Origin of the sequence: Clostridium sp. AF34-13 (assembly GCF_003477845.1) — a bacterium.
GTDB lineage: Bacteria > Bacillota > Clostridia > Lachnospirales > Lachnospiraceae > Butyribacter > Butyribacter intestini.
Map to the genome: position 1 here is coordinate 298037 of NZ_QUEB01000001.1, position 20764 is coordinate 318800.

The following is a 20764-nucleotide window of genomic DNA, read 5'->3' on the forward strand; positions in this document are numbered from 1 at the left end:
GAGGAAAGATATGATTGTAGATATATTGACAAAATTTAATTACAAGCGAAAAATCTATCTTACCCCTGAGCATCCGTTCTGTTCATATGATGATGGATTTAAAATGCAATACAGTTCAGCGGTTATAATGCAGGCCGGACTTAATAAAAAAGTAAAATTGCTAAATAATTTTGAACTTGAACGGCTTATGAAATATGGTCTTAAAATGAATTCGTCTGACATTGCGTGGGCTCTTAGAAATTCAAAAGAGTACGAAATGATATGTGAGTTTGTTTTAGAAAATATAAAAACAGGAAAAGAAAAGATTATTTTTTTAATGGATCTTTTAAATGTATCGGGAATAGGCAGTGAAATTTCTGCTGACGAGATTAAATTCTTAAAAAAATTTGCTGACAAACTTGGAATATCGGAGCAGATTTTTGAGGTCGTAAGAAGATTTATTGAATGTGCGGTTAAGGAAGAGAGTAAAGAGTGTTTTGAACTGTCGCAGATAATAAAAAACCTTTATCCTGAGATAGAGCTCATAGATATGAAATATTTTGCTTTGCAGATATATGAGTATTCTGAGTGTACGCAGAGGATATTGGAAGAAAAGAAAGAGTTAAGGATAACGGACAGATGTCAGATTTATGAGGATATAGTCCTAAGAAGAGGGATGAAACTGGTGTTTGACCATGCACTTGTAAGGGTATATGGAAATATACTTTTAGACGGCGGAACTCTTGAAATAATCAACAGTAAGGTTATAAGGAAGAGTGACAGTCACCGTTCCTGCATAAATCTTAAGGGTGATTACAGCAATGTGGTTATAAAAGGATGCGAGGCTGACTGTAGAAATTATGGAATGTTTATAAGAGCAGAATCAGGAAAGGTAGTTGTCAGCGAGTCAAATATTTACAATACGACAAGAGGTGCAGCGATAAGATTCTGGGGTGAAAGTATTGAGATAACAAATTGTATTTTCAGTCGATGTTATTCGCCGGAGGATGGTGGTGCGGTAATGGTTCGCGGCGGTGTCGGAAAGATAAGTAAGTGTCGTTTTGCCGATTGTGAGGCAAAGCGTGGTGGAGCCGTTTATATAGTTGAAAACATCTGTCTTGACAAATGTCATTTTACAAATTGTAATGTTGCAGAGTATGGTGCAGCAGTTTTTTGTTCAGGCCTTGCAGATGTTGATGACCGTGAATTAGAATATGTTGCCTGCCATCCGGAAGGAGCTGAGTTTGTTCAGGTACTCAAAAAAAATGGAGAGTTAAGGATTTTGGGTGATATGCTTATCAATAAATCAACAATAGTGGATTGTCCTGTTTATGTTGAGTCATCAGGAAATCTCAGTGTTTCAAAAGCCGCATTATATCTTAATTATCCTGTAATGTGTGCAGGAAATTTAAAGCTGGTACATGCAAGGATTGTGGCAAACCATCTTGAAAATTCAGATATGCTCTATCTTGAGGGTGCAAGGAAGTGTGAAATAAGTAATTGCGAATTTGATGGAGCATTAAGGACAGGCGGAATAAATATCAAGGGAACAAATGTAACGATAAAAAATTCATTGTTTAGGAATACATATGGTGGCAGAGCTGTATTTAATGCATATCGTCCGGTTATAAAAGAAAGCATATTTAATTTTTGTCAGGACGGGGCAATATATACGCAGGGTGGAGAGATTGAGAAATGTGTGTTTGTAAACTGCCGTGCCAAAAGTGGGGCAGGAATAAGTATGTATGGCAATAAAGGACTTGTAAAACATTGCAATTTTAAAAGATGTATAGCCAAAAAAGGTGGGGGAGCTATAGACAGGCAGGTGGGAACACACATAGAAAAATGCCAGTTTGAAGAATGTAAACCAGCCGATATATCTTAGCAGAACATACATACAAAAGAAGCACATCCTATGCGGAATGTGCTTCTTTTGTATTGTCATCAGATGATAATTCATCATCATTATTATTGGATTTTGGAAGCAGATGAAGTTTTACTTTATCAATATGATTTTTGGCAGCTTCCAAAACGGTATATGTCGCATAGTCGTCTGAAACAGTCTCTCCAGCATCAGGAAAGTGATCCAGAAGGTTTATTATGTGACCTGCAATGGAATCATAATCTTCAGACTCTATCTTAATTCCAAGTGCTTCGTCTATATCATCAAGTTTGGCAACACCGAGTATGATATAGTCACCATTTTCGGTTTTTGTGATGTCATCTTCTTCATTTGTGTCATATTCATCTCTTATCTCACCAACAATCTCCTCTATCAGATCTTCAATAGTAAGAATACCGGATGTAGAGCCGTATTCATCAAGAACAATTGCCATTGGGATTGATGCCGATTTCATTTCAAAAAACAGTTCAGATATTTTTTTATATTCATAGGTAAAATAAGCTTCACGCATAACATCTGAAATCTTAAAATCGTTTTTGTCACCCTGATAAAAGAATAAATCTTTGAGATTTATTATACCAACAACATTATCCCTGCTGTCATCATATACAGGCATACGCGTAAATTTTTCTTTTGAGTAAGCCGCGATAAGTTCATCGTAGGTAAGGTTTAGCTCAACAAATTCAACATCCATTTTTGGAACCATTACATCTTTTGCCAGAGAATCACCAAAGTCAACAACATTTGTTATCATCTGGCGTTCTTCACTCTCTATAACACCTTCTTTATGACTTACATCTACAATAGTTCTAAGCTCGTTTTCAGTGATGGCAGGCTGTTTTGTAGCGTCTATATGAAGTATTCTCAAAAGCAGCTTTGAAAACTTATCAAATATATATGATACAGGTCCTAATACTGATGTGAGCCAATATATCGGTTTTGCATAAAAAAGTGACATTTTTTCTGAATTTACCGTGGCAAATGATTTAGGCATAATCTCCCCAAATATAATTACCAAAACAGTAAGTATTCCGGTGGCAATTCCGGTTATCAGGCTTGCAGAATTTGAAAAGCCTGATTTTTTGGCAATATTTATAGCAAATGTTGTGGTAAGTGATGATGCCGAAAGATTTACGATATTGTTTCCTATCAGTATCGCACTTAACATTTTAGTAGGTTTTTCACAAAGTTTTAAGACTAATGCAGCTTTTTTATTACCCTCATCAGCCATAGATTTAAGACGCATTTGGTTTGCTGTCGTAAGACAGGTTTCCGCAGAAGAAAAGAATGCGGAAAGAACCAGTAAAATAAGTAATATTATCAGTTTCGAGGCGTCGCCAGAATCCAAAAAAATCAACTCCAATCGTTTAATATTCGTTTAATATGTATAAACAATCAATATTTTACCTATATATTATGCAGTTGTCAAGTTTTGATGCAGAATATATAATTGTGAAACTTTTATGAAAACACAGAAAAAATGTCAGAAAACTATTGCAAAAAATGAAAAAATGTTATACAATAAACATACAAATTAAGACAGCGATGTCAATCGTGTATATGTCACAGTGAGGAGGATGATATGCGAAAGAAATCCCATATTTCATTGGCATGGTACTTGATGAACAATGAAGGTATGGAGTCACTTAAACATCATAAAGGAGCATTCTATATTGGAAGTATATTACCGGATTGTATTCCTTCATTTTTAGTAAGGAAACATACTATTGAGGATTCCTTTGATGTACTTGAGAAAGAAATCAGCAGACTGGTATCACATTTTGACCCGATTAGAGGGTTTGATAGCTATTTTTGCAGACATTTAGGAGTGATTACTCATTATGTCGCTGATTACTTTACCTTTCCACACAATCAGAATTTCCCCGGAAATTTAAAAGATCATTGTATCTATGAGGAGGAGCTTAAAAAAGAGCTTCGCAGTTATGTAAGGGAGCCGGGAGTAGAAAGAGGCAGATTGAGTGAATCGGTTCACACACCTGAAGCAATTCTTGGTTTTGTTCAAAGGATGCATCAGATTTATATGCGTATGCAAAGCGGAGTGAAACGTGATTGTGAATATATATTGGAACTTTGTCATACAGTAGTTGATGCATTACTTATATTATGTGAGGAACTTACAAAGAATATGCATTTATCCTTAGTATCATTATAAAGTTTGGATTATGGAAGACGGCAAGTTTTATGAGGACGGAGCCGTACGACGATAGATTGACAAAAGGAGCATTTGTTGCGAGAAAAAAGAAGCGGCAGATGCTTCTTTTATTGTTTGCTTATAAGAAATAGGTTATTGCGAAAAAAGTTTATTCTCAGAAAGCCCGTAAATTAGGGGCTTTTGACAGATTGTGGCAAAAAAATCAAAAAAATATTAAAAAAATTGAAAAAAGTACTTGCATTTTAAAAAAAGATGTTATATACTAAGCAAGTGCTCAGCGAGAGAGAAACAAAACAGAGCAACAAAGCAAAAGATGATGGGCTATCGCCAAACGGTAAGGCACTGGACTCTGACTCCAGCATTTCAAGGTTCGAATCCTTGTAGCCCAGTTTTACCAAAGTTTATTTGGTGTGTTCAGTGAAAAACTGGCAAAATTAAATATAGTGGGCTATCGCCAAACGGTAAGGCACTGGACTCTGACTCCAGCATTTCAAGGTTCGAATCCTTGTAGCCCAGTTTAAAGGTCGTAGAATTTTCATTGGATTATTCTGCGATTTTTGTTTTATAAAGATGTTTCACTATTGACATATAAAATGTTGAATATCAATTAAAGTGTGATGGTGGAAATGGTGTGGGAATACCCATTTTGCTAAAAACAAATAATGTACTCTCGGAATCTTTTAAATGAAAAATTTCGAGAGCACATAATATAAACGAGGAGGATTTAGTGATGAATAAAGTAGATTTTATAAGAGGCGAAATGATGGCTGCAATGAAAGCGAGAGATAAAGAGAGAAAGGCTGTACTGTCAAGTCTCCTTACTGCACTTAAAAACTTTCAGATAGACAAGAGAGAAGATATTACTGATGCAGAGGGTGACCAGATTATCTTAAAGCTTATTAAACAGACAAAAGAGACTTTGGAGATGACTCCGGCAGACAGAACGGATGTTATAGATGAATGTAACTATACTATCAAGGTGTTAGAAGAGTATGCTCCTAAAATGATGGATGAGGCTGAGATAGAGACTGTTATCAAGGAAGTTTTAGCAGAACTTGAGATTGCAGAACCAACGGCAAAAGATAAGGGGAAGATAATGAAAGTCCTTATGCCTAAGGTGAAAGGAAAAGCTGATGGAAAGCTTGTAAACCAGGTTCTTGGCGGAATGTTTAAATAATGCAAGAGGAGGGAATAATGATATGAAAAAAATAATATGGCTTGTTATACCGTGCTACAATGAGCAGGAAGTGCTTCCGGAAACTTCAAGACAGCTTGAGGAGATAATGAGAGGTCTTATAAAAAAAGACAAGATAAGTGATAAGAGTAAGATTGCCTTTGTAAACGATGGTTCAAAGGACAATACATGGAATATAATAACTGATCTTCATGAGAAAAATCCGATGTTTACCGGTATAAATCTTGCACATAATAAAGGTCATCAGAATGCACTGCTCGCAGGTCTTATGACAGCTAAGGATTATGCAGATGCGGCTATATCGCTTGATGCCGATCTTCAGGATGATGTAGGAGTTATAGAGCAGTTTATAGACAAGTTCAATGAGGGAAAAGATGTAGTGTACGGAGTGCGTTCTACACGAGCAACAGATACTGTATTTAAGAGAAGTACGGCACACGCTTTCTACAAGCTGATGAAGGCAATGGGAGCAGATACATTACAGGATCATGCCGACTACAGGCTTATGAGTAAAAGAGCATTAGAGGGACTTGCAAAGTACAAAGAGGTAAATCTTTTCCTAAGAGGAATAGTACCTATGATAGGCTATGAAACGGATGTTGTCTATTATGAGAGACATGAGAGATTTGCAGGAGAGTCAAAATATCCATTAAAGAAAATGCTCTCATTTGCCGTAGATGGAATAACATCATGCAGTGTAAAACCGATAAGAATGATAACATCACTTGGAACACTTGTATTTACGATAAGTATCGTTATGCTGATATACTTCCTAATTGTGTGGCTTTTAGGACATACGGTACAGGGCTGGACGACCATAGTAATATCGCTTTGGGGAATAGGAGGCCTGATACTTTTATCACTCGGAATAATAGGAGAGTATGTCGGAAAGATATATATGGAAGTAAAAGAAAGACCAAGATTTATCATAGAAAAACTTCTTTATAAAGAGTAAATATAAGAAGCAGCGATATTCAGCAAAAAAGACAGTGCAAATCTTTGCACTGTCTTTTTTTGCTACATCAAACAAGGATTGTTTGATGTTTTAGTCCTCATCATCGCTCTGTACTGACAAAATCTGTCTTTTTCTAGCCATCTCATCGCTCTCAAGATATTCATCATAAGTTGTGAGTTTGTCGATAAGTCCGCCAGGAGTAATCTCCATAATACGGTTTGCGATAGTCTGTATAAACTGGTGATCCTGTGAAGTGAAAAGGATTACACCAGGGAATTTGATAAGTCCATTGTTTAATGCAGTGATAGACTCCATGTCAAGATGTGCGGTAGGCTCATCAATGACAAGTACATTAGAACCGAGAATCATCATCTTTGAAAGCATTACACGAACTCTTTCTCCACCGGAAAGTACATTTACTTTCTTTACACCATCTTCACCAGGGAAAAGCATACGTCCGAGGAAGCCTCTTACATAAGTAGGGTCTTTTTCAGGAGAGAAAGGCATAAGCCAGTCTACGATAGTTTCGTCTCTGTCAAAAAGTTCAGTGTTATCTTTAGGGAAGTAAGAAAAACTTGTTGTAACTCCCCACTTGAAAGTACCCTCGTCAGGCTCCATCTCGCCTGTAAGTATCTGGAAGAGAGTGGTTGCTGCAATAGTGTTGCTTCCTACAAAAGCTACCTTATCTTCTCTGTTTATGACAAATGAAATATCATCGAGTACTTTAACACCATCTATTGTCTTGGAAATATGTTCAACAGTAAGAACTTCATTACCTATCTCTCTGTCAGGTCTGAAATCAATATATGGATATTTACGGCTTGACGGCTTCATCTCATCGAGCTGTATTTTTTCAAGGGCATGCTTACGGGAAGTAGCCTGCTTGGATTTTGATGCATTCGCACTGAATCGCTGGATGAAACTCTGGAGTTCCTTTATCTTTTCCTCTTTCTTCTTGTTTGCTTCTTTCATCTGCTTTATCATCAACTGGCTTGACTCATACCAGAAGTCATAGTTTCCTGCATAGAGCTGGATTTTTGCATAATCAATATCAGCGATATGCGTGCAGACTTTGTTAAGGAAGTAACGGTCATGCGATACAACAATAACAGTATTATCAAAGTTTATAAGGAATTCTTCAAGCCAGTTTATGGCATCGAGATCCAAATGGTTAGTAGGCTCGTCGAGAAGAAGAATATCCGGATTTCCAAAAAGTGCCTGTGCAAGTAATACTTTTACTTTTTCACTGTCCGGAAGTTCGCTCATTTTTTTATAATGAATGTCAGTTGAAAGTCCGAGTCCGTTAAGAAGTGTGGCTGCATCTGACTCAGCATTCCAGCCATCCATGTTTGCAAACTCCTCCTCAAGTTTTCCGGCTTTGATACCGTCCTCTTCAGAAAAATCCTCTTTTGCATAAATTTCGTCTTTTTCTTTCATTATCTGGTAAAGACGCTCGTTACCCATAATGACAGTATCAAGGACAACAAATTCATTATATTTGAAATGATCCTGTTTTAAGAAGGAAAGTCGCTGCCCCGGTGTGATGATAACCTCACCTTTGCTTGGCTCAATCTCACCTGTAAGTATTTTTAAAAATGTTGACTTTCCGGCACCGTTGGCACCGATAAGACCATAACAGTTTCCTTCTGTGAATTTAATATTTACATCTTCAAAAAGCGCCTTTTTTCCAAGGCGGAGTGTAATATTACTGGCTTGTATCATTTATATGTTTCCTTTCTTAAATATAATTATCAATTCTATAAGTTTTCTTTTTTCTGACTTTAAATCAGAAAGTATAACCTTACCTTTGGTTCGGTCAACTATATAACTCTTTCTATTTTACAGAAAAATGGCTATTTTGCAAGGGTATAAGGCAAAAATCTTAAAATAGTTTATTTAATGTTTACAAGGTGAACACAAATATTTAACAAATTATGTTTTGCAGATAGAAAGAATTTGTAGTAAAATAAGAATACTATAGATTATTGTATTGCTATAAGCATACAAAATAAGTACATCAGATTGAATGGAGAAAACGAAAATGTCAAAGGAGTTGTTTAATGTTCAGCCGGGAGATACCCTGACACTCGGAGTCACAAAAGTAGTCAGAGGTGTACAGTTTGCGGTTTACCTTCCAAATAAAAAGAAGTGTATGCTGAAGCTGTATCGTATAGGCAGGAAACTTCCGGCGGCTGTCATTCCTTTGAAAGATGAATACAAAAAGGGAAGCGTTTATTTTGTTACCGTCACTGGAATAAAAGGTGATGACACTTGCAATATAGCAAAGGTGTTGTCGGAGGAATATGAGTATATGTATGAGGCAGACGGTGAGGAGTTTGCCGATCCTTATGCACAGATCATACACGGGCGTGACAGATGGGGAAAAAGACGAAATCCTGACAGTGTGCGTGCAGGTATAAGTCTGGAGGAGTTTGACTGGAAACAGGATGTCCTTCCGAGAAGGGATTTCAGTGAAGTTATAATGTATCAGCTTCATGTCAGGGGCTTTACAAAACATTCATCCTCAAAAGTTAAAGATAAGGGAACATATCTTGGTATCATTGAAAAAATCCCCTACCTTAAAGAACTTGGTATAAATGCACTTATGCTTTTGCCATGTTATGAGTTTGATGAACTGAGCTTGGACGTGGGCAGCTATAATGCACCGTCTGAAAATGATAGTGATGAGGATGTGAAACACAGGATTAACTACTGGGGATATGGCACTAAAAATACATATTATCTGTCCCCTAAATCATCTTATGCCTCAGATGTCAGACATTCAGATGTAGAGTTTAAAGAGTTTGTAAGACAGATGCATCTTGCAGGGATTGAAGTTCTTATGGATATCTATTTCAAACCGGGGACAAATCTGTATCTTATGACAGACTGCTTAAGGCATTGGGTCATTAATTACCATATTGACGGATTCAGGGTAAATCAGGAGGTAATGCCTGCAATCTCGCTCGTATCGGATCCGATTATTTCAGGAGTCAAACTTCTTACATCTTACTGGGATGAAAATATGCTCCATGACACAGGTGCACTAAATGACAATGTGCTTGCTGAGTACAATGAGGGCTTTATGAATGATGCAAGACGCTTTTTAAAGAGTGATGAGGGTATGGTTCAGACTTTCTCGGAGAGATTTAAGAGAAATGCTCCTGATTATTCTATTATAAATTTTATCACTCATGTAAACGGTTTTACTATGATGGATCTTGTGTCATATGATATAAAGCACAATGAGTCAAACGGTGAGAATAATAATGATGGGACGGAGTTTAATTACAGTTGGAACTGCGGCATTGAGGGAAAGACCAGAAAGAGAGCCGTAATGAGAAGCAGGATGAACCAGATACGCAATGCCTTTACGATGCTGCTTTGCAGTCAGGGAACGCCTATGCTTCTTGCGGGTGATGAGTTTGGCAATACCCAGCTTGGCAATAACAATGCATATTGCCACGATGATAATATCACATGGCTCAACTGGAAACACACAAAGTCAGAGCAGGATATATTTGAATTTGTCAAAAGGATGATAGCTTTCAGAAAACAACACTGTGTATTGCATGGAAAAGAACCGCTTTCGATGTTTGATACGAAAGGCATAGGCATACCTGATATGTCGGTTCACGGCACACAGGCGTGGAGAGCTGATTTTTCAAATTACAGCAGGATGCTTGGCATACTGCTCGGTGGCAGATACGGCATCACCGAGGATGATGACATTTATATCGCTTTTAATATGTTCTGGGAACAAAAAGTGTTTGAACTTCCAAATCCCACGGTTGGTAAAAAATGGTATCCTGCCATTGATACCCATTCGGGAGAATTCTTTACAGTGCCACCGAAGAAAAAAAGAAAAAGGAAAATCAAATCGGAGAAACAGCTATTTAGGGAATATATGGTTGAGCCGAGAAGTATAGTTGTATTTGTCGGCAGATAGAATGATTACGATACATGGAGTGAAGTATGGACAGAGAAAAAATGCCGGCAAATCATATAAATGCTGACAGCAAAAAGGGGCAATGAATTTACATTGCCCCTCATAAGAACTGTTGGTATGCTAAAAAGACTGTTTGTATTTACGGTCGCTTTGCAGCATCCTAAAAGTTCTTAACTGTCGGTTGTCGGACAGTATTAAAGGTTGTGGTTAGTCACGATTTCTTCATAAAGATCGATGTCACACACATTTTTAGCATCATAGTGTGTGCAATTCTGACAGGATGCATTTGCTGATGTTGAATTTTTACATCCGCAATCGTCACAGCTACAGTATTTGCTGCAAAGTGAAGCTACTTCTTTCATTGTTTCAGCATTTTTTTTCATGGAAAACCTCGTTTCTGTGCATTTTAAGTGTTTGTATGGTCTTATTCATTTTAGGGAAAACAATCTGAATTATGAACAGGACTATACTTTCGGTGTGGCATTACATAACTGCTCAAATACTATTCTGTACAAGGTGCACAAATGTACGGAGTATTCAATGTTACTGTCTGTATAAAAGTGGGTTCAGTAACATTCACCGATGGTTTGAAGCTACATATATATAAAGACAACTGACAGAAGATTGATGCTAAATAAGGCATCGGTTTTGCTGTCTTTGTTGTCGTGTAAATAGTATTAACGGAAAGTTGAGATTTTATGTTAAGTTTAAAAATAAATGATATTAAGATAACAATGGCTCATCTGCTTTTAAGGGAGACATTTGATGAGTTTTTGCTTGAAGAGTCAAAGGTGGTAACATTTGCCATGTTTGAAATAAATGGAAAAAGAAATTTAAATTGGTATGATGATGACGAAAAAGAAAATCAATTGTCCGAACTTTTATACTGGGGAGAGGCAAGGGATTTTTTATTTGATTACATAAAAGGAAAAAAGACGCCTGAGTATATGAAGTTCTCGCTTAAGGCGAGCCATAAGGCAGCAGAAAAAATTCTTGCGGGAAGTGGAGTGTTTTCAAGATATTTAAGCGAGCAGCCTGATCTTTATCTTCAGATAAGATATGAAAAAGGTGAACTTACTATGGTGACAGGTATCACACACAGAGAGTTTACAATGGATAAAACACTCGACAGAGGATGGGATGATGCCATAAGAGAGTGGATTAGGACATTGAAGATTTCAGTTGAGGTATAATATTTATGCTAACGGCTTCATGTTTTTAATTTAATAAATTATAAGGAGGACAAAAATGCTTAAAACATTAGGCGGACAGGTTAAAGAATTTAAAAAAGATTCGATTCTTACTCCTGTATTTATGATTTTGGAAGTTATCATGGAAACTATTATTCCATTGATAATGGGTTCAATAATTGACGATGGTGTGCAAAAAGGTAATCTTACTCATATTTACCTTATGGGTGCACTGATGGTATTAACAGCATTTGTAAGCCTTTGGGCTGGTGCTATGGGTGGAAAATACGGTGCAAGTGCATCGACGGGATTTGCGAGAAACTTAAGAAAGGCTATGTATGACAATATTCAGACTTTCAGTTTTTCAAATATTGATAAGTTCAGTACTTCAGGTCTTGTGACAAGACTTACGACTGATGTAACAAATGTTCAGAATGCGTATCAGATGATACTCCGTATGTGCATGAGAGCACCGGCGAGCCTTATCTGTGCGATGGCAATGTCATTTTATGTAAATGCAAGGGTTGCTTCTATATATCTTATAGCAGTTATCATACTCGGATGTTTCCTTGCACTTATAATAAAAGTTGCCATGAAATATTTTGACCAGGTATTTAAAAAATACGATAAACTTAACGAGAGTGTTCAGGAAAATGTAAATGCGATAAGAGTTGTAAAGGCTTACTCAAGAGAGAGTTTTGAACAGAAGAAATTTACGAAAGCAAGTGAGAATGTTTATAAGATGTTTATTAAAGCCGAAAAGACGGTTGCTTACAATATGCCGCTTATGAACCTTACGGTTTACAGTTGTATTCTCATCATAAGTTTAGTAGGTGCAAAACTTATCGTAGGTGGAGATATGGAGATAGGCAATCTCTCAACACTTCTTGCTTACTGCATGAACATACTTATGAGCCTTATGATGCTCTCAATGGTATTTGTAATGATAACAATGAGTGTATCAAGTGCAGAGCGTATATGCGAAGTAATAAATGAGAAACCTGACATAACAAATCCTGAGAAGCCTGTTATGGAAGTTAAGAGTGGTGACATTTCTTTTGAACATGTAAACTTCAGCTACAAAAAAGAAGCAAAAACTTCTGTTTTAAAGGATATTAATCTTGAGATAAAGTCAGGACAGACTATCGGTATCATAGGAGGAACGGGAAGTGCTAAATCAAGTCTTGTCAATCTTTTGAGCCGTCTTTATGATGTAACTGACGGTGCGGTTAAGATTGGCGGAATTGATGTAAGAAGGTACGACATTGAGACGCTCAGGGATGAGGTTGCAGTCGTATTGCAAAAAAATGTACTGTTCAGCGGAACGATACTTGACAATCTCCGCTGGGGTGACAAAAATGCCACTGACGAGGAATGTATAAGAGCATGCAAACTTGCCTGTGCCGATGAATTTATCGACAGGATGCCAGACGGCTACAATACATATATCGAGCAGGGCGGTAACAATGTATCAGGTGGACAGAAACAGAGACTCTGTATAGCAAGAGCACTTATAAAGAAACCTAAGGTACTTATACTTGATGATTCGACAAGTGCCGTTGATACTGCAACTGACGCAAAGATAAGAAAAGCGTTTGCCGAGGAGATACCGGGAACTACAAAGATAATCATTGCACAGAGAGTTTCAAGTATAAAGGACTGTGACAAGATAATCGTTATGGAGGACGGCTGTGTAAACGGCTTTGGAACATCGGATGAACTGCTTGAAAACAACGAGATATATAAGGAAGTATATGAATCACAGGTAAACGGCAATGCCGATTTTGATGAAAAATAATATAGGAGGTTAATGCTTTATGCCTAAAGGACCAATGGGACCGGGAAAACCGGGTGCAAAAATAGAAAATCCGGGCAAACTTTTTATAAGACTGATGAAATATGTATTCAAGTATTACTGGGTACACTGTCTTATAGTGGTAGTCGGAATAATAGCAAGTGTATTTGCAACAAATCAGGGAACAATGTTTACGCAGACACTTATTGACAAATATATAGTGCCTTTGTCAAAGAGTTCTGACCCTGATTTTTCAAAACTTCTTGCAAAGATAACAGAAGTAGGAATATTTTACGGTGCAGGTGTCATAGGAGTATTTCTGTATAACAGACTTATGATATATGTTACTCAGGGAACACTTAAAAGACTCAGAATAGAAATGTTTAATAAGATGGAAACACTTCCTATTAAATATTTTGATACACACGCACATGGAGACATTATGTCACTTTACACAAATGATATAGATACGCTCCGTCAGATGATAAGCCAGAGTATTCCTCAGGCGATATCAAGTGCGATAACCATTGTCAGCGTATTTATTTATATGCTGATACTCAATGTACCGCTTACTATCCTCACACTTGTGATGGTCGGTGTTACACTTGTAGTTACAAAGAAGATTGGCGGACTAAGCGGTTCTTACTTTATGGCTCAGCAGAGAGATATAGGTAAGTTAAACGGTTATGTCGAGGAAATGATGGAAGGACAGAAAGTAGTCAAGGTATTTTGCCATGAGGAAGAAAGCATGGAGGGATTTGACAGGTTAAACGACCAGTTGTTTGACAGTGCGAACAATGCCAACAAATTTGCCAACATACTTATGCCGATAAATGCACAGCTTGGAAACATAAGCTATGTGCTCTGTGCGATGGTCGGAGGTATTCTTGCCCTTAACGGTATTGGCGGATTTACGATAGGTGGTCTTGTAAGTTTCCTTACATTTAATAAATCGTTCTCAATGCCTATAAACCAGATGAGCCAGCAGTTTAACTCTATCGTAATGGCTATGGCAGGTGCAGACAGAATATTTAAGCTTCTTGATGAAGAACCTGAGGTGGATGACGGATATGTCGAGCTTGTCAATGCAAAAGAGGATGCAAACGGAGATATAGTCGAGACAGAAGAACACACGGGAATGTGGGCATGGAAACATTTCCATAAGGATGACGGAACAACCACATATGCACATATGAGAGGTGACATAGTATTTGACCATGTTGACTTTGGTTATAATGATGACAAGATGATACTCCACGACATAGTGCTTTATGCAAAACCGGGTCAGAAGATAGCTTTTGTAGGTGCGACTGGTGCCGGAAAGACAACTATCACAAATCTTATAAACAGATTTTACGATATTCAGGATGGAAAGATAAGATATGATGGTATCAATGTAAACAAGATAAAGAAAAATGACTTAAGACGCTCGCTTGGTATCGTTTTGCAGGACACACATCTGTTTACCGGAACAGTAAGGGAAAACATCCAGTACGGTAAACTTGATGCGACAGACGATGAAATCGTAAATGCAGCAAAACTTGCAAATGCACACAGCTTTATCACAAGACTTCCTGACGGATACGACACAATGCTCACCGGTGACGGTGCAAACCTGAGTCAGGGACAGAGACAGCTTCTGGCAATAGCACGTGCGGCAGTTGCAGACCCACCTGCACTTATCCTTGATGAGGCTACAAGTTCGATAGATACAAGAACTGAGAAACTTGTTCAGCAGGGAATGGACGGACTTATGAAAGGCAGAACGACATTTGTTATCGCCCACAGACTCTCAACAGTAAGAAACAGTGATTGTATCATGGTTCTTGAGCAGGGCAGGATAATAGAGCGTGGAACGCATGATGAACTTATAAAAGAGGAAGGCAAGTATTACCAGCTTTATACGGGGAAACTTGGAAAAGGTTTAGCCGGATAATACAGGTGAGCGAAACTGATTATAGGTTGTGTTAATTGCACAACTATAACAAATAGTACCGCATGTACGCTTTCGCTACCTGTCACTCGTAGCAGTACATAGGTCAATAAAAAAGCATTGACCCGTCAGCAAAATACGCTGACTAAGTGCTGACGGTGACAGAGTACACTGCTAACACTATTTGTTATATTTGCACAATTTAATCATATATTATGACAGTTTCGCAATTTACTGTATCGAGGTAACCGTATGGAAATTATAATAGTAAGGAGGTTTTGTGGATGAATAAAGTTTATGATAAGCTTAGCAGATGTTACGAGTGCTTTAGGAATAAGGTTGATTTTAAGCCGGAGATTGCATTGGTGCTTGGTTCAGGGCTTGGTGATTTTGCGGATGGCATTGAGGTTGTCTGCGAGCTTGATTATCATGAGATTGAGGGGTTTCCGGTTTCGACCGTTCCGGGACATCAGGGTAAGTATATCTTCGGTTATGTTGGAGATGTGCCTGTTGTATGTATGCAGGGGCGTGTCCACTATTACGAGGGATATGATATTTCTGATGTAGTGCTTCCAATAAGGCTTATGAAACTGATGGGAGCAAAGGTTTTGTTTCTTACTAATGCGGGCGGCGGTGTGAATTATGATTTCAGACCGGGTGATTTTATGCTGATAAAGGATCAGATTTCAAGCTTTGTGCCGTCACCTCTTATTGGGGAAAATATTGATGAACTCGGTGCGAGATTTCCTGATATGAGCGAGATATACGATATTAGTTTAAGAAAGGTGATTAAAAAGACGGCGGCTGAACTTGACATTGACTTAAAAGAGGGAACATATCTGCAGTTTACAGGACCGGCATATGAGACTCCGGCGGAAATAAGGATGGCGAGAGTGCTCGGTGCGGATGTCGTCGGAATGAGTACGGCTTGCGAAGCTGTGGCGGCAAACCATATGGGTATGATGATATGCGGTATTTCGTGTATATCAAATCTTGCAAGTGGCATGAGTGTTGCACCACTTAGCCATAAAGAAGTACAGGAAACAGCCGACAGGGTATCAGGCGACTTTAAGAAACTTGTGACAGAGAGCATTAAAAATATACATGAGAAAATACTCGTAAAGTAGTGTGACACCAGGAGCAAAACGCTGATTTCGCTCTTTTTATGTCTGAATTGAGAGTTGCACATTCGCAAACCTGACACTGTTTGTGAAGTTACGCATCAATATTTAACAGGGCAAAATATCATTTGCCGCACTTGCATTACATTATTAAGAAGTGGTAAAATATATGTATGTGAAAAAGTGGCTGCACTATTCATATAAATAGTATATCTGTAGATAGAAATGGGAGGAACAAAATGTTAAAACAAGGTAAACACAAAAAAAAGTTCATTGCATTGCCGGCAGTATTTATGATTGCTATAGTAGTTGCGGTATTTGCGATTTCACCAAACGCAAAAGCTGCACAGTACAGTGCAGATGTCAATGCTGACAGAGAAAACGGTTTATGCAATTATACACTTGCAGGTATAGATACGGCACAGACATCGGGGATGACAACAAAGGTTACATATAAAGATGAATCTGAAAATACGGTCACAGTGCTTGAACAGCCGGTGACATTTACAGCAGAAAACTGCCAGAACGGACAGTATTCAGGTTCGTTTTCACTTTCAGATTTAAGCACATATGCATATAGGGAATATACGGTTTCATTTCTTATGAGTGACGGTACTCCTGTAGAGGCTGCTGCAAAGTGCGATTTTTCAATACACAGGGATAAATTAACATTAGATGTTGCAGGATATAAATCAAAAACAAACAGGACTATATCTTTAGTAAATAAAGAAAATGATATTATTATTCCGGGAAAAGACAGTCAGATACAGCTTTCGATTTTGAAGAAAAACGGAAAAGATGAGAAAAAAGTTGGAACGGCAACAGTTATTCCGACTGCAACAAAAAGCTGGGATGTTGATCTTACAAAGTATTGTAATACATATGGTACATATTACGCGAGATTCACTGTTATAAACAGCAAACTTTCAGGCGGCAGTGAGCTGCTGGCACAAAAAGAGTTTAATCTTGCACTTACTTATGGGAAAATCGGCTCAAAGTCAACTTCAAAAACAGAAAAAAATCAGACATTTAGAGTTTTTGTTGAGAAAGTAAATTCAGCACTTGTCGTAAAGAATGTTACATTTAATATTTATAACAGTGCAGGAAAACTTGTATGTACGGAAAAGGGGGTGCATAACGGTACAAGTACATATTATTATTCAGATATACCGTTAAAAACGATAAATTATAAGTTTGGAAATTATAAGATAGAAGTTTCAGTGACGGACAACGCGGGGATAGTGAGAATACTTAAAAAGACCGGAACTGCGTCAGTAAGGGTAAAAACGGGGACACTTACAGTAACTAAGCTGGCAAATGGTACCGCAAAATTCAGACTTAAAAATGCGTATATACCAGGAAATATAAAAAGTGTAAGATTTAAAGTTTACAGTATAAAAAACGGTAAGAGGACATTGATAAAAAAACTTATCGGTGTATATTCAAATGAAACATATATTGCAAATTATCAGTATATGGTAAGTGGAAGAACACAGGTTGTTGCGTGTGGTTATACACAGTGGAATAAGGAGATTAAATTTAAGACAAAAGAGTTCAGTGTAAAGAGTTCAGAGGTTGGAAAGAATGGATGGCGTTATGAAAAATATGCCGGAAAAGTTTATAAGTTTTACTATAAAAACGGAGAAAAACTTACAGATCTCACAAATGTGCTTAAATTAAAAAAAGGTAACAATAAATTAAAAATAGTAGTGAACAGAGCTGCCTGTTGTGTTACTATATATGCATACGACAGTCAGAAAAAAGCATATATCATACCGGTAAAGACTTGTACAGTTTCGGTAGGCAGAGATACTGCAACCACATCAGGTGCGGCAGGACTTTCTATTTCATCGTCTTACACACCGCTTGGCTCGTATTCGATTTCTTCAAACGGTACGGCAGCAAAATATAGTTTAAAGCCTATGGGAGAGCCTGATGGAAGCACCGTTTATGCCAGATGGGCAAGTCATGTTGTCGGAAATGTTTATTTTCATGCGATAGCTGTTGGAAGTCAGTCGCATTATGCACTTCGTGCAAGCAACTATAACAAACTTGGCAGTGCAGCATCGGCAGGATGCATAAGAATGACTGTTGCTGATGCAAAGTGGCTTTACGATTATGCAGCGGTGGGCAGTTCAGTTAAAATTGAAAAAGGAAATTCTAAAAAACCGGGACCTCTCGGAAAAGCTGCTACGATAAAAATAGCAGAGTCAATAAATTATGACCCTACAGATCCTTCAGTGCCGGCTGCCACAAAGAAGAAAGACTATAAAGCGGGCAGGATAAGCGGATATATGACATCCAAAGGAAAAAAAGTAGGTTATTAGAAAATATGTACAGATGTTTATCGGCAGGGTAGTATTTTATGCAGGAATGGAGGATTGATGAATATGGAAAAATATGATGTTAAAGAGCTTGTTGAAAAGATTTATGAACTTGATGTGAAAGTTTATGAAGCAACGGGAAGTACGATGGGAAAGGTATTTCCGGCAGGAAAAGATTTATCGGTGAAAAAGATGCTTAAACATCTTGACGAAGATAAGAGGCATTTTATAAGAGACGAGACTATCCTTATCGGAAATATGATTTCGACTATAAAGAATCCGTCAGTTGCGGAGGAGTGCAAAAAAGAGCTTGAAGAACTTAATAAGATGCTTGCGCAGTACAATCCGACAAGACAGCTTCCAGACAGCTTTGTAAGTAACATATCTGAGATGAAAGACAGATTTAAAGACGAAAATCACAGAATACTCTGCATAGGTCGTCAGTATGGAAGCGGCGGACATGAAGTTGGTATGAGACTTTCAACAAGATTAAATATGTCTTACTATGACAACCAGATAATCAAAATGGCGTGCGAGCATATAGGCAGAGATTTTTCAAGTGTCGATGCATCACAGGCAGACAGCAAAAAAGGATGGCTTAATAAGACTCCATTTTCACTTCGCAAGTTTGCAGGAAATGATGAACTTTTCTTTGCACAGAGCCAGATGATAGAGGAAATGGCAAAAAAAGGTGACTGTATATTCTTAGGTCGTTGTGCAGATGTTGTGCTTGAGCACGCAGATATACCTCACATCTCAGTATTTATCGGAGCTCCGTTTGAGGAGAGAGTAAAACACGATATGGCTTGTACCGGAGCTTCATATGATGACACTGTTGAAAAAGTAAGGAATATGGACAGGGCGAGAAAGGCTTATTACAATTATTATACAGGCCGCCACTGGGGTCATTCAGAAAATTACGATATGTGCCTTAATACAGCTTGCTACGGTATTGAAGGCACGGTGGAAGTTATTGAGAAAATGTTTAATATGTTTAATTAGTGTAGATGACTGCACTTATTATTAGATAAAATTTTTTGGATACGAAAGGAGATTTTTAAATTATGTTTATTTCAGAAAGTATAAAATATGTTGGGGTGGATGATAAGGATATAGATCTATTTGAGAGTCAGTATGTAGTACCTGATGGCGTATCATACAATTCATACATTATTTTTGATGAAAAGATTACGATAATGGATACAGTCGATGCAAGAGCAACAGATGAATGGGTTAAAAATATTGAGGAGGCACTTGACGGGAAAGAGCCATCATATCTTGTTATATCACATCTTGAGCCTGACCATGCAGCCAATATAGGGCTTATCGCACATAAATATCCAAATATGCAGCTTATCGGAAATGCAAAAACTTTCCAGATGCTCCCACAGTTCTTTGATGAGGATTTTGCTGACAGACAGGTCGTTGTAAAAGAGGGTGATGAGATTTCTCTCGGAAGTCATTCGCTCACATTTGTGATGGCACCTATGGTTCACTGGCCTGAGGTTATGGTAGCATATGAGAAAACAGAAAAAATACTTTTCTCTGCCGATGGATTTGGAAAGTTCGGAGCACTCGATTCAGAGGATGATGAGGGATGGGCTTGTGAAGCCAGAAGATATTACTTCAATATAGTAGGAAAATACGGTGCACAGGTTCAAAATCTCCTTAAAAAAGCATCTGCACTTGACATTCAGACCATATGTCCGCTTCATGGTCCTGTATTAAAGGAAAATCTTGGATATTATCTCGACCTTTATAACACATGGAGCAGTTACGAGCCTGAGGATGAAGGTGTTCTTGTGGCTTATGCATCCATCCACGGCAATACTGCAAAAGCGGCAAAGCAGATAGCAGACAAACTTAAGGCAAAAGGCGTTGAGAAGATGGAAGTCATGGATCTTTCAAGAGACGATATGGCAGAAGCTGTTGAAGCGGCTTTTAGATATGACAAGATGGTGCTTGCCTGTGCAACTTATGATGGAGGACTTTTCCCGGTTATGGAAGATTTCTTAAATCATTTAAAATCAAAGAATTTCCAGAAGAGAAAAGCTGCACTTGTTGAAAATGGTTCATGGGCTCCTCTTGCAGCAAAGAAAATGCGTGAGAGTCTTGAGAGTATGAAAAACATTGAGATATGTGAAAATATAGTTTCAATCAAATCAACAGTTAAAAAAGAAAATGTCGAGCAGATGGATAAGATGATCGATGAACTTTTGAAATAATCATAAACCGGACTGAGAGTAA

15 protein-coding genes and 2 tRNA genes are annotated in these 20764 nt (G+C 37.8%); 14 read left to right on the forward strand and 3 right to left on the reverse strand.

The genetic code is table 11. From position 1 onward, the window contains the following. The first annotated feature begins 10 nt into the window (after window positions 1-10). Window positions 11-1864, forward strand: a complete 1854-nt coding sequence (locus DWZ63_RS01170; protein WP_118498326.1) for a right-handed parallel beta-helix repeat-containing protein — start codon at window positions 11-13, stop codon at window positions 1862-1864. Window positions 1865-1892: 28 nt separating this feature from the next. On the opposite strand, the gene DWZ63_RS01175 is transcribed toward DWZ63_RS01170, so the two are convergent. Beyond that, a complete protein-coding gene (locus DWZ63_RS01175; RefSeq protein ID WP_055943559.1) occupies window positions 1893-3230 on the reverse strand; it encodes a hemolysin family protein in 1338 nt (445 codons plus the stop codon). A 234-nt stretch (window positions 3231-3464) separates the two neighbouring features. Between DWZ63_RS01175 and DWZ63_RS01180 the strand changes: the two genes are divergently transcribed. The 5 genes from DWZ63_RS01180 to DWZ63_RS01200 all read left to right on the forward strand — a co-directional run bounded on the left by DWZ63_RS01180 (window position 3465) and on the right by DWZ63_RS01200 (window position 6205). After that, window positions 3465-4055 (forward strand): zinc dependent phospholipase C family protein, encoded by a 591-nt coding sequence (locus tag DWZ63_RS01180; RefSeq protein ID WP_022014398.1) that lies wholly within the window; start codon window positions 3465-3467, stop codon window positions 4053-4055. A 317-nt stretch (window positions 4056-4372) separates the two neighbouring features. Continuing rightward, window positions 4373-4444: transfer RNA gene (locus tag DWZ63_RS01185), tRNA-Gln, on the forward strand. A gap of 55 nt (window positions 4445-4499) precedes the next feature. Next, a tRNA-Gln gene (locus DWZ63_RS01190) sits at window positions 4500-4571 on the forward strand. 214 nt (window positions 4572-4785) lie between these two features. Continuing rightward, complete coding sequence (locus tag DWZ63_RS01195) at window positions 4786-5232, forward strand: GatB/YqeY domain-containing protein (protein WP_022014397.1); 447 nt, start codon at window positions 4786-4788, stop codon at window positions 5230-5232. A 22-nt stretch (window positions 5233-5254) separates the two neighbouring features. Next, a complete protein-coding gene (locus DWZ63_RS01200) occupies window positions 5255-6205 on the forward strand; it encodes a glycosyltransferase family 2 protein (RefSeq protein ID WP_118498328.1) in 951 nt (316 codons plus the stop codon). 90 nt (window positions 6206-6295) lie between these two features. On the opposite strand, the gene DWZ63_RS01205 is transcribed toward DWZ63_RS01200, so the two are convergent. Further along, on the reverse strand, window positions 6296-7927 hold the full coding sequence (locus DWZ63_RS01205; RefSeq protein ID WP_022014395.1) for an ATP-binding cassette domain-containing protein: 1632 nt from the start codon (window positions 7925-7927) through the stop codon (window positions 6296-6298). A gap of 319 nt (window positions 7928-8246) precedes the next feature. Here DWZ63_RS01205 and DWZ63_RS01210 point away from each other — a divergent pair, with 319 nt between their 5' ends. Then, a complete protein-coding gene (locus DWZ63_RS01210) occupies window positions 8247-10154 on the forward strand; it encodes an alpha-amylase family glycosyl hydrolase (protein WP_182431409.1) in 1908 nt (635 codons plus the stop codon). A 194-nt stretch (window positions 10155-10348) separates the two neighbouring features. On the opposite strand, the gene DWZ63_RS01215 is transcribed toward DWZ63_RS01210, so the two are convergent. Continuing rightward, window positions 10349-10537, reverse strand: coding sequence for a hypothetical protein (locus DWZ63_RS01215; RefSeq protein ID WP_022014393.1), 189 nt, complete (start codon window positions 10535-10537; stop codon window positions 10349-10351). Window positions 10538-10852: 315 nt separating this feature from the next. On the opposite strand from DWZ63_RS01215, the gene DWZ63_RS01220 reads away from it, so the two are divergent. The 7 genes from DWZ63_RS01220 to DWZ63_RS01250 all read left to right on the forward strand — a co-directional run bounded on the left by DWZ63_RS01220 (window position 10853) and on the right by DWZ63_RS01250 (window position 20742). Then, window positions 10853-11347, forward strand: a complete 495-nt coding sequence (locus tag DWZ63_RS01220; RefSeq protein ID WP_118498332.1) for a DUF5721 family protein — start codon at window positions 10853-10855, stop codon at window positions 11345-11347. A 55-nt stretch (window positions 11348-11402) separates the two neighbouring features. After that, window positions 11403-13142: an ABC transporter ATP-binding protein gene (locus DWZ63_RS01225; protein ID WP_118498334.1), complete on the forward strand. Its 1740-nt coding sequence runs from the start codon at window positions 11403-11405 to the stop codon at window positions 13140-13142. A 34-nt stretch (window positions 13143-13176) separates the two neighbouring features. Further along, window positions 13177-15075: an ABC transporter ATP-binding protein gene (locus DWZ63_RS01230; RefSeq protein ID WP_347474810.1), complete on the forward strand. Its 1899-nt coding sequence runs from the start codon at window positions 13177-13179 to the stop codon at window positions 15073-15075. A gap of 281 nt (window positions 15076-15356) precedes the next feature. Then, a complete protein-coding gene (locus DWZ63_RS01235) occupies window positions 15357-16199 on the forward strand; it encodes a purine-nucleoside phosphorylase (RefSeq protein WP_172794160.1) in 843 nt (280 codons plus the stop codon). A 233-nt stretch (window positions 16200-16432) separates the two neighbouring features. After that, window positions 16433-18520, forward strand: a complete 2088-nt coding sequence (locus DWZ63_RS01240; RefSeq protein WP_118498337.1) for a L,D-transpeptidase — start codon at window positions 16433-16435, stop codon at window positions 18518-18520. Between the two features lie 63 nt (window positions 18521-18583). Next, window positions 18584-19519, forward strand: a complete 936-nt coding sequence (locus DWZ63_RS01245; RefSeq protein WP_182431410.1) for a cytidylate kinase-like family protein — start codon at window positions 18584-18586, stop codon at window positions 19517-19519. A 62-nt stretch (window positions 19520-19581) separates the two neighbouring features. Beyond that, window positions 19582-20742 (forward strand): FprA family A-type flavoprotein, encoded by a 1161-nt coding sequence (locus DWZ63_RS01250; protein WP_118498341.1) that lies wholly within the window; start codon window positions 19582-19584, stop codon window positions 20740-20742. Window positions 20743-20764 lie beyond the last annotated feature (22 nt).

Excerpts from the sequence above, each read along its gene's own strand:
- DWZ63_RS01170 (WP_118498326.1), top strand. The coding sequence starts at position 11 with ATGATTGTAGATATATTGACAAAATTTAATTACAAGCGAAAAATCTAT.
- DWZ63_RS01180 (WP_022014398.1), top strand. The coding sequence starts at position 3,465 with ATGCGAAAGAAATCCCATATTTCATTGGCATGGTACTTGATGAACAAT.
- DWZ63_RS01195 (WP_022014397.1), top strand. The coding sequence starts at position 4,786 with ATGAATAAAGTAGATTTTATAAGAGGCGAAATGATGGCTGCAATGAAA.
- DWZ63_RS01200 (WP_118498328.1), top strand. The coding sequence starts at position 5,255 with ATGAAAAAAATAATATGGCTTGTTATACCGTGCTACAATGAGCAGGAA.
- DWZ63_RS01205 (WP_022014395.1), bottom strand. The coding sequence starts at position 7,927 with ATGATACAAGCCAGTAATATTACACTCCGCCTTGGAAAAAAGGCGCTT.
- DWZ63_RS01210 (WP_182431409.1), top strand. The coding sequence starts at position 8,247 with ATGTCAAAGGAGTTGTTTAATGTTCAGCCGGGAGATACCCTGACACTC.
- DWZ63_RS01215 (WP_022014393.1), bottom strand. The coding sequence starts at position 10,537 with ATGAAAAAAAATGCTGAAACAATGAAAGAAGTAGCTTCACTTTGCAGC.
- DWZ63_RS01220 (WP_118498332.1), top strand. The coding sequence starts at position 10,853 with ATGTTAAGTTTAAAAATAAATGATATTAAGATAACAATGGCTCATCTG.
- DWZ63_RS01225 (WP_118498334.1), top strand. The coding sequence starts at position 11,403 with ATGCTTAAAACATTAGGCGGACAGGTTAAAGAATTTAAAAAAGATTCG.
- DWZ63_RS01230 (WP_347474810.1), top strand. The coding sequence starts at position 13,177 with ATGGGACCGGGAAAACCGGGTGCAAAAATAGAAAATCCGGGCAAACTT.
- DWZ63_RS01235 (WP_172794160.1), top strand. The coding sequence starts at position 15,357 with ATGAATAAAGTTTATGATAAGCTTAGCAGATGTTACGAGTGCTTTAGG.
- DWZ63_RS01240 (WP_118498337.1), top strand. The coding sequence starts at position 16,433 with ATGTTAAAACAAGGTAAACACAAAAAAAAGTTCATTGCATTGCCGGCA.
- DWZ63_RS01245 (WP_182431410.1), top strand. The coding sequence starts at position 18,584 with ATGGAAAAATATGATGTTAAAGAGCTTGTTGAAAAGATTTATGAACTT.
- DWZ63_RS01250 (WP_118498341.1), top strand. The coding sequence starts at position 19,582 with ATGTTTATTTCAGAAAGTATAAAATATGTTGGGGTGGATGATAAGGAT.